We start from the raw sequence: 13,289 nt of genomic DNA, 5'->3' as shown, positions 1-13,289 counted from the left end.
ACTGTCCTCTTCTATGATTTCCATCGTCAATACCGAATGCCACGTTCCCAAAACGTTCTCCGACTTGGCCAAAATCGCAGCTTGGGGCCGACTGGGCCGGATAGGGGCGAATGTTGGTGACCTGCTTGCCATTGATCGTGGCTAGAGCGGGCGCGCCGGTGTAGTTCGGCTCCTGGGTATCGGCCACTTTGACCAACATGCGGAAATAGCCGCGACCTTCGCCAAATTCCTTGGTCAGGCTGCCTTTGATCTGGAAGGAATCCGAAAGCGTGTAATCCGCCTTCAACGGGCCACGGCCATTCTTCACATAGCCGCCGACGTGGAAATACAGCGTATCGCTGATCGGGCCGCCATAGCGGAAATCGGCGCGCGTCTCGTCATAGCCGAGGCCGCGATTGATCGAGATGTAGCCGCCTTCCTGCTTGCCGGTGTGGCTGATGTAGTTGATGACCGCGCCCGGCGCCTGCGATGCAAATGTGCCCGCCGAACCACCACGGACGCCTTCGACATTGGCCACCGAGGCATCAAACCGGGTCCAGTAATCGTTGTTGCCGAACTGGATGTCGCCGAACAGAACGGTCGGCAAACCATCTTCCTGGATCTGTACGAACGGCGAACCGCCCGTGGCCACAGGAAGGCCGCGCACTGCGATGTTCGAGTTACCACCCGGGCCCGCCGTACCAGCCACCTGGATGCCCGGAATCGCGCGGAAAACTTCGGCTTCTGAAGTCGGGCGTATGGCAAGGATCGTGTCGGCCGAGATCGAGCTGACGGAGACGGCTGAATTGAGCTGCGTCTTGTCACGGCCCGATGCCGTTACAACGATTGCGTCAAGCCCGACCGATTCAGGGACGGCTTCGGCAGCATCAGCTTGCGCGGCATTTTGCGCAACCGCAGGCACAGCAATCAGGGCACTGGCAAGCGCAGCAGCCGAGGCACAGCCATAGAATGGAGACAGCTTCATAAATCCTCCCACCAAGAAGCTCCTGCATGTTCCGCAGGAATCAATCAATCGTCGGATAAACACTACAACAATCGTTTGCAACAAAAATCGCAATCGATTGCATTCTACGTCATTTGCGTGTCAAAACTACGACAGCACTGGATAGGAACTCCCCCATTCAGGTTGACATGCGCGTGATTTGCAACGCATCACCATGGCCGGGACGTGGGGTGCGCTGGGCGCACGTATATCGCTGCGCAGGAAAATCAGGTTCGATGAACGACGGCACAAAACCGGCTAGGATCAAAAACATCGCAGAACTCGCGCGCATGGCGGGCGTTTCTGCGGGCACTGTATCGCGCGCCCTTGCCGACAAATCGCTGGTCAACAAGGAAACGCGCGAACGCATTCAGGCCCTGGCCCGCGAACACGGCTTTCGGCCCAACCAGATGGCGCGCCGGTTGCGCACACAGCAGACAGGCGTGATCGGCGTCGTCATCCCGCTGGGGCACGAACGGCGCCAGCACATTTCCGACCCGTTCTTCATGACGCTGTTCGGTTATCTGGCTGATGAGCTTACCGAGAGCGGCCACGATCTCATGCTCTCGCGCGTGATCCCCGGTGATGATGAGTGGCTCGACCGGATCGTCGATTCCGGGATGCTCGATGGCGCGTTGGTGATCGGGCAATCAAACCAGACCGAAGCAATCGAACGCGTGGCGCAATACTACAAGCCGCTGGTTGTCTGGGGCAGTCATCGCGAAGGGCAAGTGCAATGCACCGTCGGCGTGGACAACGCAGCAGGCGGACGCCTTGCCGCAAAGCGTTTGCTGGAACGCGGTGCCAGACGCCTCGCTTTTTTTGGCGATACCAAGGGGCCTGAAATTGCCGATCGCCTTGCCGGGGCGGAACAGGCGCTCGCCACTGCGCCCGGGGCAACATTGCGTGCTTTTCCCACGCATCTTGCCAGCGATGAAATGGCCAGCCAGATCGCCGCGCATCTGGACGAAATCGGCGAGGCTGTGGACGGGATTGTCTGCGCGTCGGACATCATAGCAATGACAACGATCCGGCTGCTTCACGAACGCGGCATTGCCGTGCCGGATCGCGTAGCCGTAACCGGGTTTGATGATCTGCCGTTGTCGCAGCGCATGGTCCCACAATTGACGACCGTGCGGCAGGATATTGCGGCGGGCGCTCGCGCGATGGTTGATGCCTTGCGCCGCCGCCTTGCAGGAGAGGACGCACCCTCCATCGTCATGCAGCCCGAACTGGTCCTGCGCGAAAGCGCCTGATCTTCAACCGACTGTTACGGCGTTGCCATCAAACACAAGCTGAAATCGTGGCGCTGGCGTGCCGCCGAAATTGCTGCGCAGCAATTCGGGATGATCGGCAAGCGACCGCCCTGCCATTCCCCAGTAGTCAACGAAGCTCCACACCTCGCCCTCGCCTGTCACCCACCAACTGTAAGATTGCTTTGGCTCGGTTTCGGGATTGGCGGCTACCAGCCCCCCGGTATTAATCAAACGCCAAGGGCCGGATAGGCTTTCTGCAACCGCGCCGTACAAGCCATTTGGCCCGGCAACTGCATCGGGCGCAAAAGTGTGCGTCTGTGTTGACCAGAACAGGTAGTAGCGCCCGTCACGCGCGATTACGTGTGGTCTCTCCAGTTCATTGTTGATGCCCACAGCCTCGATCAGCGGATCGTTCAGCACCCACCCATCGGCTTCCAGCGTCGCCATCCCAATCACGCCGTTGAAGCCCCCATCGTCCCAACCCGCGCTGCCGGTGAAAAGCAGATGCGCCTTGCCTGTAGCAGGATCGCGCAACCAGGCAGGGTCGCGGAAACCCTTGATCAGCCCCGGCGCACCCTTGTCCTGCCGGTCGAGAACATAGCGGATGCCGTCTGCCACAAAGATCTCTTGCGGAGTCTGCCATGCCGCCGGACCGTCCGGCGTCAATCGACCCACGCTAACGTAGATGCGTTGTTCGAACGTTGCGACAGGCTCACCCCGGCGACCAGCAGCGGTGAAGAAATGCTGCACTGTTTCTCCATCGTCCATCAGCACGCAGCACCCCGCCCATTCGCGGCTGCCCGGGGTGAAGCCATCGGCAAAGGCATTGCCATGATCGCGCCAGCCATCTTCACCCCGCGAAAGCAGGCGGATGCGCGCGTGGCCGTGCCGCTCTACCGGATCGGCAAAGACCGGGGCCGAAAGGAAGAACCACCAATTGCGCCCCATATGAGAAACTGTGTGCCCATCCTCGTGCGCCAGCGGCCAGCAATCCCACAGATCGAGATCGTCAAACAGGCGATCGACTTCACGCTGACCAATCAGCGGAATCGGCGGCACGTCGGCGTATCCCGTAGGCTCCCAGCGGCTTGCGCCGAAGGGAGCAATCGATTGAACTGGTATGGTCAACTCAGGCATTGCAGACTTTCCGAAACAGCAGGTAGTTGGGCGGCGCCAATCGCGCAGTCAGGTTGACGGGGTCATGCCGCTTGCGCCCGTGGTATCGCGCCCACCCGGCCTTCGCGCACCCACAGCACCGATAGCCCGCCAAACACTAGGCACACGCCGCTGAACATCAACATGTTGCGTGGATCGTTGCCAAGCATCAGCTTGTATCCATCAAACCCGATCGACACGAAGCCCAGATCAAGCCGGCTCATCACCACGGCAAAAATCAGCATCGGGATCACGATCATCATGTTGAATATCCCCATGTAAACGCCCGTACGCTGCGGCGGAATTGCGTTGCTGAGGATCGCATAGGGGTTCCCCATGATGCTCCCCCATGCCAGACCGATGCCCACAGCGGGCAGGAAGAGCAGGGCCTTGTCGGTGATGCCGGGAAGCACGAACATGCCCGCCCCACCTGCAAACAGGCACAATGCATGGAGTGGCCCCGGCCCGATCCGCCGGACCAGCGGGACCATTGCAAAGGCGGTTACAAACGCAATCGCGTTGTAGAACGCCGCAACTTCGCCATTGGTCAGCACAGCTTCACGGAACGCGCCACTATGAACGTCTGCCGTGCCATAGACGGTCCGGCTCATCGAATAGACGGCATAAGTCCAGTAGCCCGACATGCCGACCCACTGGAACAGGCTCATCAACCCCAACTTGCGCATCGCCACCGGCATCTCGACAATTGCATCGCCGATCTCGCGCAATGTAGCCCACGCGCCCTTTGGTTGCGCTGCGATGTGATCGCGCTCCTGCGGTGTCAGCGGCAGTTCCGGCACCCGCAGCACCGACCACAGGATCGTTGCCAGCGAAAGCACCGCTCCGATCATGAATACCACGCGCACGGTGTAGGGAATGCCATGATCGTCCACCCAGTCCCGGCTCATCCCGAAGCCAACGAGCAACGAAGGCGTAAGGAACGCCAGCATCTGGGCAAGGCCGGTAAACGCGCTTTGCGAAAGGAATCCCGCCTGCCGCTGGTCCGGGTTCAATCGGTCCGAAACATAGGCGCGGTAAGGCTCCATGGTGATATTGTTGCCCGCATCCAAAATCCACAGCAGCGAAACTGCCATCAGGATCGAACTGGAAAGCGGCATGAAGAACAGGCCAAGACAACACAGGACGGCACCAATCAGGAAATAGGGCGTGCGGCGTCCCCAGCGGCTCAACGTCCGGTCGCTCAATGCGCCGATGATCGGTTGCACCAGCAGGCCGGTGATTGGCCCTGCCAATTGCAGCATCGGCAGTTGCGATTCATCTGCCCCCAGATAGCTGTAGATTGGCCCCATATTGCCTTGCTGCAATCCGAAGCTGAATTGCAGGCCAAGGAAGCCGAGGTTCATTTCAAGAATGCGCGAGAGCGGGAGATGCGGGCGCATCGGCGTGGCCACTGGGCCTGACAATGATACGGCGGCACCGTCACTTTCGTAGCTATTGCTGGCCTGCACCGATCGACTCTCCCGAAAGCCGCACTGCCTGTGTTGGCAGCATCAGCGTTGCGATTGTCATGCCACAGCGATCTGCATATGACAACAATCGATTGCATAAATGTGCGCAAGAGCGACATCGATACGAGTTCAGACTTTCAAATCGAAGGATCGATCAGCACCTTGCACTGATGGGTGCGTTTGCGCAGGCTCTCGAAAATGTCGGGCGTCGCTCCCAACCCGATTGTGTCGGTCACCAGCAAGCGCGGCTCCACGGCCCCGCGATCCAGTGCATCGAGCGCAGCCTCGTACTCCTGCCGCGTAAAGAAGGCGGACGTTATCAGCCTCACCTGCTTTGACAGCATGGCAAAGCTATTGAAGGTATCAGGCCGGGTACACAGGCCCAGCAGCACGATGCTGCCATCGTTGCGCACCTGATCGACCGCCTGCGCGATCAGCCCCGGCGCGCCTACGCATTCGAACACGATGTCCGCCTTGCCGCCTATTGCGCGCTCTGCGCTGCCCACCGGATCGGCGGCATCGACCACAAAATCGTGCGCCCCCATCTGCAAGGCACGGTCTCGCTGCCATGCGGCCAAGTCCTGCACCACCACGCGGCCAGCCCCAAAACGCCGTGCCCAGAACGCCACTGCCAGGCCAATCGGCCCTGCCCCCAGCACCAGCACCCTGTCACCAATCGTCATGCGACTGAGCGCAACACCATGCAGCGCCACTGCCAGCGGTTCCACAATTGCGCCATCGGCAAGGCTGGCACTGGCGGGCAGCCGCACGCATTGGTTGGGCCGGGTCAGTGCATATTCGGCGTAGCCTCCGCCTTGCAACCCGAAGCTATCACACCACTGCACAGCGCCAGTGCGGCAGGCATGGCACTGCCCACAACTCTTCAGCGGGATGACCGAGACGAGATCCCCTGCGCGCAAGCCCTCAACGCCTTTGCCCAGCGCCACGATTTCGCCGGCAAATTCGTGGCCCAGCACCGACCCCGCGCCCTGACCATAAGCAGGGTCTTCGGTCATGTGCAGATCCGATCCACAAATGCCGCAGCGGCCCACCTTGACCACCACATCGCCCGCTCCCGGCGTCGGGTCATCGATGGTTTCGATGGCAAGCGGCTTGTGCAGGCCCTGCATCACGGCGGCGCGCATGACTGATACTCCTACTTGTACTTGCCAAGCATCATGCCGCCATCGATCACCACATGGCTGCCGGTCATGTAATCCGATGCGTCAGACGCCAGCATCAGGGCCAACGGCTTCAGCTGTTCGGTTTCGGCCACCTGCCCCAAGGGCACGATCGCGTCCCATGCCGCGCGCGCGACCGGGTCCTTCTTGAGCCAGCCACCGCCGATGTTGGTCACGAACGGTCCCGGCGCAATCGCATTGATGCGGATACCGAACTCCGCCAGTTCAAGCCCCAGCGCGCGGACCATGTGCAGAACGCCGGCTTTTGCAGGCATATAGGGCAGACCGACAATCGGCTCGGTCACCAGCCCCGCATTTGACGCCGTGGCAATGATCGACCCTCCGGTGCGTCCGTTGGAGCGCCCATCCTGCTTCATGATCCGCACCGCGTTGCTCACGGTATGGAACACGCCGTTGAGATTCACCTGGATCGAACGTTCCCAGCGTTTGTGGTCATAGGTATCGACCTGCCCATCGGGATTGCGATGTCCCGCCGGGTTCCAGAACCCCGCGCCGGTATCGATCCCCACATTGGCAAAACAGATGTCCAGCCCACCATAGGCCTTCGCGTGGGCGTCAAACGCTGCCACCACCTGATCCCAATCAGCTACGTCGATTGTGTCTGCCCGAACTTCGTAGCCTTCACTGCGCAGCCTCGCGGCCTCGCGCTCGGCTCCTTCGGCGTCGATATCGGCCAGCGTCACCGCTGCGCCCGCCTCAGCCATCGCTGCGGCATAAGCCAGGCCGATGCCCGATGCTGCACCTGTTACGAGCGCAGAGCGCCCTTTGATATCGAACCTGTCCAGCGTTCCCATTTGCATCCTCTATTCGTTATGGTTTTACGATAGCGTCCTGCTGCTGTTCGCGCTCGATCAGCCTTTGCAACATCCGTCGTGCGCGGACCCCACCACCGTCCCCGCCAAGGATCAGTGGCCGCAGGTCCCAGAAGTCCTTCCCCCGCATCAACCGGTGGCTGTCGCGAATGATCGGCATGTCCTCCTGTTCAAACGCAAACTCCAACGCCCCGCGCATCGCAGCAGTGAACGCGGCATCGCCCAACTTGTAGTCCCGCGCAGTTGCCCAAAAATAGTGCGTGGTATCCGGCGTTTCGGGCGTGAAGGCATGGAGCGATGGGAGTAGCGTACAATCCTCGCGTGGTGTGCCCGGCTCACCAGCACGGAAATCGAAATAGAGAACCGCGGGCGCGTGCCATTTGACCATGCCGTAGAAGTCCTGCGGCCGCCCCTCGGTGCCCATCACCGCAGAAATGCCCACGGAAAGGAGATCGTTCAGCCGCACGTATTCGGCAAAGACGTTCTCGCCATCCTGCCAGAACTTGCGCTCGCCCTCGGTAAAGGCGCTCGCCACAAGCGCTGGGTGGACGAAATTGGCGTGGCTCAGATCGAGGATGTTGTCGCTGTAAAGCTCGAAGTGCCCCTCTGCCACAGTTGCCCCGCGCACCGCTTCCCACTTCAGGTCGGAAAGCCACGAGAAGTCCGGGATCAGCTCGGCATCAGCCTTCTCTGCCTCGCCCATCCATATCCACAACAGCGCGTGCCGTTCAACCAGCGGATAGACCCGCAACTGCACGTCGGGAAGCTGGCCGCCGGGGTGCGGATTGTGGACGCACCGCCCACCGCCATCGAACCGCAGCCCGTGGTAGGGACACATCAGCGCACCCTCAACCACGCTGCCGTGCCCCAACGGCGCAAACCGGTGCGGGCAGCGCCCACTTACCGCCTGTGCCACGCCGTCCCCATCACGGAACAACGCCACGGGTTCTTCTAGGAACGTCCGCTGCTGCGGCGCTTCACCCAGATCGCCAGCCCACCCGGCAACATACCAAGTGTTGCGCAGATACGTGCCCTCCGGCTGGGCGGAGAGCTTCGACACCGGCATCTTCTCCCCGCTCACGCCCGCGCCTCTACAGATAGAGCGCAGGGTTGATCGCGATGCCATGCTCCTTGCAGTAGCTCTCGTAGTGATTCATGAACCACCACACGTCGAGCGTTTCCACATGGTTGCCATGTTCATCGAAGAACTCGTTGGCCCCTTGCATGTGGAACAGCGCTTTCATCCCATTGGGATCGTCGGTAACCAGCGTGTGCGCGGTGCCCGGCGTTTCGGTGATGAAGTCCCCGGCCCGACAAACCCAATCGTATTCCAGATAGCGGAACGAACCTTCCAGCCCCACGGCCCACACCTTGCCCCGGTGCTTGTGCGTGCCGATCACGCCCGGCCCTTTGATCCACAGCACGTTGACATAAACATTCTCGCGCACGTCAAACGCAAGATGCCGGATCGCGGCATTGTCGCCAAACGGCACCCACGGACTTTCTACTTCGGACAAGCCGACATAGGTGCCCTCCACGCCCTTGGCGCGGATCAAATCGCCGTAGAGTTCGGGAACGTCGACGATCTTGTAAGCGCCGGAAGGCGGTGCAGTCATGCTGGCCATGTGTGCCTCAGAGATAGAGCTTGGGGTTGATGGCGATGCCGTTCTCGCGGCAGTGCGTCTCGTAGTGGTTGATGAACCACCATACGTCGGTGGTATCGACCAGCACCGCGTTGGAATCGTAGAATTCGATCGGTCCCTGCATCCAACCGAACAGTTTGCAGCCCTGCGGATGATCGGTGACCAGCGTGTGGCTCTCGCCCGGCGTCTCAAGGATCAATCCACCCGGCGTCGCCACCCAATCATATTCCAGATAGCGGACGCTGCCTTCAAGGCAGACCATCGTGATCGTGCCGCGATGAAAATGCGTGCCGATCACGCCCGGCCCCTTCACCCACAGGATGTTGGAATAGAGGTTCTGCCGTACATCGAACGCCAGATGCTTGATCGCCGCATTTTCACCAAACGGCACCCACGGGCTGTCCACATCGGTCTGCGCATCGATATAGCGTCCGCCAGGGCTGAGCCGAGCCACCAGTTCCTTGTGCGCAAAGGGCACATCGACAATCTCGGCCTTGTCCGATGGCGGTGCGGTCATCACGGTCATTTGGGAAATCCTCTCAACGGATTAGCGTATCAACATAGTCAGCACCGATGCCGACCTTGTCGTAATGCTCACGCGCGGCCTTGATGTAATCGAACACATCATAGTGGTCGACAGTATTGCCCTCTTCATCCAGCCACATCAGCGGGCCGGAAACGACGAAGAACACTTTCATCGGGTCTTCGTGTTCATAGCAGACCAGCGTGTGGCTCTCGCCCGGCGTCTCATAAACAAAGTCGCCAGCGGTCGCGGTCCATTCATGCTCGAGATAGGCCCACTTGCCACTGATGGTGTAGGCCCAGATCGGGTGCGGATGGTAATGGCGGTTCACCAGCCCGGCTGTCTTGCTCATCAGGACATCGGCCCACATGTTCTTTGTTGGGCTGATCCAGACCGGCTTCGAAAACACCGTCTCCGAAATCGGCACCCAGTACCGTTCGTCACCCTCGGCAATCTTGGGAAGGTAGACTTCCGGCAAGCTGCCCTCGCGGAACACCTTGTCTACCGGCTTGATGTCCCTCCAGAATTCCGCGTGCGCTGCCTCAGGCATTGTCTCTCTCCGAAATGTTGGAACGCGGGCGAGCCTGAAGCGGTCCAAGCCCGCCCGCGCTGTGTTCGATCAGAATTCCACGCCAAGCCGCGCAAACCATTCACGCGGGCGGCTGTAGGTGCCGTAGAACTGGCCACCGGTGATTTGCGCCTGGCCGGTCACCAGATAACGTTCGTCGGTGATGTTGGTGACACCCACGGTCAGATCCCAATGGTTGCCTGACTTGTAGCTGATGTTGCCGTTGACGATGTCGGTCGGTCCACGCTGCAACAGGAACGCGCGCTCGGTATCGTTCCAAAGCGACGTGGTGTGGGTCCAGTCGCCAAGGATCACAACCTTGGCATCACCACCCACCGACAGTTCATAGCGCGGGCTGACGTTGAACTTCCACTTGGGCGTCTTGGGCAGATCGGCGCCGGGGAACACGCCCGCCTGGAACGGGTTCGCTGCAACCTGCGCCCCTGCCAGCACCGCCGTATAGGTTGCATCGGTATAGCCCACCGACGCGTTGATCAGGAAGCCGTCCGTGGGGGCTGCAACAACCTCAACTTCGAAGCCCTTGATCCGTGCATCGCCTGCGTTCTGAATGGTCGGCGAGACGCCCTGCTGGAAGTTCAGCTGGATGCCCTTATAGTCGGTATGGAACGCCGCAGCGTTGATTTGCAGGCGATTGTCGAGGAACATGGACTTTACGCCCACTTCCCACGTAGTCGCCTTTTCTTCATCGAAGTCAGGCGCAGTAGGCAGCGGGTTGGACAGGCGCGTGGTCCAGCCACCGGTCTTGTACCCCTTCGACCAGCTGCCATAGAGCATCACGTCGTCGGTCGGGTGATATTGCAGACCGATCTTGGGCGAAAAGTCGCTGAACGATTTGCGCTGGGTTCCTGCAATGTAATACCGCAGCGGTTCGCCCTGATTGGGGAAGCCCGCGGCAATGCGGCAGGCATCCGAAATCGGGTTGATCGAAGCACACTCCGGCACACCAACCTGATTGAGGATCTTGTAGGTCAGCCCGTTGGCGTCCGACTGGAAGCCTTCGAAAGTCTTGTTTTCCTTGGTGTAACGGCCACCGATGGTGATGCCGAACTGTTCCGTGGGGCGATAGTCGATCTGACCGAAGAACGCGTAGTTCTTGGTCGAAAGGTCGTTCGGACCGTCAACCTGCAACAGACCTTCGGCAAAGGTCACATAGTCATGAAGGTCGCCCGCTTCCTTGAAGAAGTATGCGCCCAGCACATAGTTCAGCGTCTTGTCCATCGCCGAACCGTTCAGCTGAACTTCCTGGCTGAACTGGTACTGGTTCATGGTGAAGCTGGTATGCAGGAAGTTGAGCGGCGAACTGTCGAGGTCCATGCCCGCATTCCAGTGCAGCTCGCGATAGGCGGTGATCGACTTGATCATCACCGTGTCGGACAGATCGAACTCGATCGTGCCCGAACCGCCATAGGACTTCATCTTCGAATAGTTGTTACCGTTGGCATAGGATACGTCGACATCGCCCGAAACAAACCGGTTATCATAGGGCAACCGGTTGTTGTTCGGATCGGCATCCACGTTCACCCCAAATACGGTGGGATTGTCGAAAATGCTGTTCAGACCACCAATGCCACCGATGTAGGCAAACGAAGGAGGGCCGCCCCCGCAGGAGTCAGCCACGATACCTTCGATTGCACAGTTGTAGGTTCCTGCAAAAACGGCCGATGTGGTGGAGATCAGCGTGTTGGCCAACTGCGACTGGTCGATATTGCTGTAGTCTCCCGACAGCGTGATGCGCAGGTTGGTCTTGTTGTCATAGCGCAGCTTGCCGCGCAGGTTCCAGCTGTTGTCGCCACCCTCCGTGCCATAGCCGATGTTGTTGTAACCTGCGGCCTTGTAGTTTGTGATCGGCGTTGAATCGAAGTTTTCAGCACCGGGGAACGCCACCCGCTTCACATAGCCGTCGCGGTTCTTGGTCGAGAAACTGACCGATGCAGCAAGGCCGTCCGTCAGCGGCAGGTCAACTGTGCCGCGGGTCTGCAACAGACCGAACCTGCCGGTGGTTACATCGCCCTTGAAGCGGAACTCATCACCCGGATCGTGCGTCACGATGGAAATGGCACCGCCAATGGTATTGCGACCAAACAGCGTGCCCTGCGGCCCTTTGAGCACTTCGATGCGTTCAACGTCAGGCAGATCCTGGTTCGCGCCAACCGACCGCGCAAGATAAACGCCGTCCAGATACACACCCACGCCCGGATCGATGTTGAAGGCAAAATCGTTCGCGCCAATGCCGCGAATATAGGCCGAAAGCACGGCGGACGAGCCCGAGAACGGTGTGCCCGCGTCAAGCGTCACGTTCGGCGAAATGTTGGAAAGCGAGGCCACGCTGCCGACGGCGCGCTCTTGCAATGCATCGGCGCTGAAGGCCGAAATAGCAATTGGCACGTCCTGCACGTTCTCAGCGCGCTTCTGTGCGGTCACCACGATCTGGGCAATGCCGCCAGTGCTTTCCTCGGCCTGCGCGTTGTCCTGCGCGAATGCCGGTACGGCGATGGCCGCTGCCATTGCGGCAATGGAAATCGATGCCATTCTCATGCTTTTCTCTCCCTGTTGGTCTTGGTGGCGGAACTGCCTGTCAAGGCGGCTCCCAAGATCTCGCCAGCGTGATACGTGCTGACGGAAATCGTGGCTTGCACTGGCGCGCAAGCTGATCAGGACTGACGCGCAAATGCTGCGCGGCAGATCTCTGTTTTCACTACACAGTCCGGCGCCCCAGCCTCCAATCGCGCGGCGCTGCACCGAACTGTTGGCGGAAGCACCGCGTGAAATAGGCGCTGTCGTTGAAGCCCAGCTCAAACGCGATTTCGGTAATGCTGGCGTCAGGCCGTGCAACCAAGCGGTCAGCCGCGCGCTTCAGCCGCTGTTCCAGAACATAAGCTGTCGGCGTCGTGCCCATTGCCGCAAAAACGTTCTGCACCGTGCGCATGGAAATGCGGCAGGCATCGGCAATCGAAGCAGTGCGCAACGATGGGTCTTCCAGATGCGCGGCCACCATCGTCGTGACCCGTGCTCGCAGATCATCCTCGCCGATCACCGCCTGCGGACGCTGCGCTCCACGCATGGCCATCGCCGCAAGGTCATAGAACACCGCGTTGACGCCGGTTTCCCATTCAGGATCTTCGCCCGCCCGCTCGCCATGCTGCCACAGCGAAAGCAGGAAATCGTGGAACACTCGCCCCCCCGGCGTTGATCCGCACATGCGTTGCATCAGCGCATCGTCCACATCGGGAAAGCGCTCGACCAGTGGGGCACGCGGAAACTCCACCACCAGCATTTCATGGCCGCTAAGCTTGATGGAATACGGCTCATGCGGACTTGCCAGCACAAAGTCACCGGGTTGCAGCGCACATTCCGCACGCTTCTGCGCATGTTCGCTGGTGCCCCGGCATTGCAGATGAAGGATCAATCGCTCCTCGTTCTGCGGCAAAGGCGTACGCCCCACCCCTGAATGCGTAGAATCCGTGCGGATCATATCAAGCTGACCCACCCGCCAGGCCAGCATCCGCCCGGCAAAATCTTCCCCCGGCACATTGACGAAGGTTCCGGTAAAAACGCGGTCGGCAACTTCATTCCAGTATCGCGCCCGGTCGGCCGGGGCGACATCGCCTGTATGAAACTTGAGAAGCGCAGTCATCGTTCTTCTCCCGTCGACGTTTAG

General features: G+C 60.1%; 12 protein-coding genes. 1 reads left to right on the top strand and 11 read right to left on the bottom strand.

Annotation, left to right across the window (positions count from 1 at the left end; translation table 11 throughout):
- Nucleotides 1-964, bottom strand: a 964-nt coding sequence (locus B7X90_RS06545) for a TonB-dependent receptor plug domain-containing protein (RefSeq protein ID WP_292622827.1), incomplete at its 3' end; no start/stop codon positions are given.
- A 254-nt stretch (nucleotides 965-1,218) separates the two neighbouring features.
- Here B7X90_RS06545 and B7X90_RS06540 point away from each other — a divergent pair.
- Nucleotides 1,219-2,238: a LacI family DNA-binding transcriptional regulator gene (locus tag B7X90_RS06540; RefSeq protein ID WP_292622826.1), complete on the top strand. Its 1,020-nt coding sequence runs from the start codon at nucleotides 1,219-1,221 to the stop codon at nucleotides 2,236-2,238.
- Between the two features lie 3 nt (nucleotides 2,239-2,241).
- On the opposite strand, the gene B7X90_RS06535 is transcribed toward B7X90_RS06540, so the two are convergent.
- The 10 genes from B7X90_RS06535 to B7X90_RS06490 all read right to left on the bottom strand — a co-directional run bounded on the left by B7X90_RS06535 (nucleotide 2,242) and on the right by B7X90_RS06490 (nucleotide 13,265).
- Nucleotides 2,242-3,375, bottom strand: coding sequence for a glycoside hydrolase family 68 protein (locus B7X90_RS06535; protein ID WP_292622825.1), 1,134 nt, complete (start codon nucleotides 3,373-3,375; stop codon nucleotides 2,242-2,244).
- Between the two features lie 62 nt (nucleotides 3,376-3,437).
- Nucleotides 3,438-4,757 carry an MFS transporter gene (locus tag B7X90_RS06530; RefSeq protein WP_292622830.1) on the bottom strand — a complete coding sequence of 440 codons (1,320 nt, stop codon included), beginning with the start codon at nucleotides 4,755-4,757 and terminating at the stop codon, nucleotides 3,438-3,440.
- Between the two features lie 242 nt (nucleotides 4,758-4,999).
- Nucleotides 5,000-6,007, bottom strand: a complete 1,008-nt coding sequence (locus B7X90_RS06525) for a zinc-binding dehydrogenase (RefSeq protein WP_292622824.1) — start codon at nucleotides 6,005-6,007, stop codon at nucleotides 5,000-5,002.
- A gap of 11 nt (nucleotides 6,008-6,018) precedes the next feature.
- On the bottom strand, nucleotides 6,019-6,858 hold the full coding sequence (locus B7X90_RS06520) for an SDR family NAD(P)-dependent oxidoreductase (protein ID WP_292622822.1): 840 nt from the start codon (nucleotides 6,856-6,858) through the stop codon (nucleotides 6,019-6,021).
- 16 nt (nucleotides 6,859-6,874) lie between these two features.
- Nucleotides 6,875-7,957 carry an aromatic ring-hydroxylating dioxygenase subunit alpha gene (locus B7X90_RS06515; protein ID WP_292622820.1) on the bottom strand — a complete coding sequence of 361 codons (1,083 nt, stop codon included), beginning with the start codon at nucleotides 7,955-7,957 and terminating at the stop codon, nucleotides 6,875-6,877.
- Between the two features lie 10 nt (nucleotides 7,958-7,967).
- A complete protein-coding gene (locus B7X90_RS06510; protein ID WP_292622818.1) occupies nucleotides 7,968-8,492 on the bottom strand; it encodes a 2,4'-dihydroxyacetophenone dioxygenase family protein in 525 nt (174 codons plus the stop codon).
- A 16-nt stretch (nucleotides 8,493-8,508) separates the two neighbouring features.
- Entirely contained in the window at nucleotides 8,509-9,045 is a 537-nt protein-coding gene (locus B7X90_RS06505; protein WP_292622816.1) for a 2,4'-dihydroxyacetophenone dioxygenase family protein, read from the bottom strand.
- A gap of 13 nt (nucleotides 9,046-9,058) precedes the next feature.
- Complete coding sequence (locus tag B7X90_RS06500) at nucleotides 9,059-9,592, bottom strand: 2,4'-dihydroxyacetophenone dioxygenase family protein (protein ID WP_292622815.1); 534 nt, start codon at nucleotides 9,590-9,592, stop codon at nucleotides 9,059-9,061.
- Nucleotides 9,593-9,661: 69 nt separating this feature from the next.
- Nucleotides 9,662-12,166, bottom strand: a complete 2,505-nt coding sequence (locus tag B7X90_RS06495) for a TonB-dependent receptor (protein WP_292622813.1) — start codon at nucleotides 12,164-12,166, stop codon at nucleotides 9,662-9,664.
- A gap of 160 nt (nucleotides 12,167-12,326) precedes the next feature.
- Nucleotides 12,327-13,265, bottom strand: coding sequence for a helix-turn-helix domain-containing protein (locus B7X90_RS06490; protein WP_292622811.1), 939 nt, complete (start codon nucleotides 13,263-13,265; stop codon nucleotides 12,327-12,329).
- Between the last annotated feature and the right edge of the window lie 24 nt (nucleotides 13,266-13,289).

The sequence above is a fragment of the Novosphingobium sp. 17-62-19 genome (assembly GCF_002256775.1).
Lineage (GTDB): Bacteria > Pseudomonadota > Alphaproteobacteria > Sphingomonadales > Sphingomonadaceae > Novosphingobium.
The sequence above is the reverse complement of the archived record's forward strand: the minus strand, read 5'-3'. Positions and strand labels throughout refer to the sequence as shown.

Bases quoted from the DNA above. Each gene is read 5' to 3' on its own strand.
- B7X90_RS06530 (WP_292622830.1), bottom strand. From the start codon at position 4,757: ATGAACCTCGGCTTCCTTGGCCTGCAATTCAGCTTCGGATTGCAGCAA.
- B7X90_RS06505 (WP_292622816.1), bottom strand. From the start codon at position 9,045: ATGACCGTGATGACCGCACCGCCATCGGACAAGGCCGAGATTGTCGAT.
- B7X90_RS06540 (WP_292622826.1), top strand. From the start codon at position 1,219: ATGAACGACGGCACAAAACCGGCTAGGATCAAAAACATCGCAGAACTC.
- B7X90_RS06510 (WP_292622818.1), bottom strand. From the start codon at position 8,492: ATGACTGCACCGCCTTCCGGCGCTTACAAGATCGTCGACGTTCCCGAA.
- B7X90_RS06520 (WP_292622822.1), bottom strand. From the start codon at position 6,858: ATGGGAACGCTGGACAGGTTCGATATCAAAGGGCGCTCTGCGCTCGTA.
- B7X90_RS06490 (WP_292622811.1), bottom strand. From the start codon at position 13,265: ATGACTGCGCTTCTCAAGTTTCATACAGGCGATGTCGCCCCGGCCGAC.
- B7X90_RS06500 (WP_292622815.1), bottom strand. From the start codon at position 9,592: ATGCCTGAGGCAGCGCACGCGGAATTCTGGAGGGACATCAAGCCGGTA.
- B7X90_RS06535 (WP_292622825.1), bottom strand. From the start codon at position 3,375: ATGCCTGAGTTGACCATACCAGTTCAATCGATTGCTCCCTTCGGCGCA.
- B7X90_RS06525 (WP_292622824.1), bottom strand. From the start codon at position 6,007: ATGCGCGCCGCCGTGATGCAGGGCCTGCACAAGCCGCTTGCCATCGAA.
- B7X90_RS06495 (WP_292622813.1), bottom strand. From the start codon at position 12,166: ATGAGAATGGCATCGATTTCCATTGCCGCAATGGCAGCGGCCATCGCC.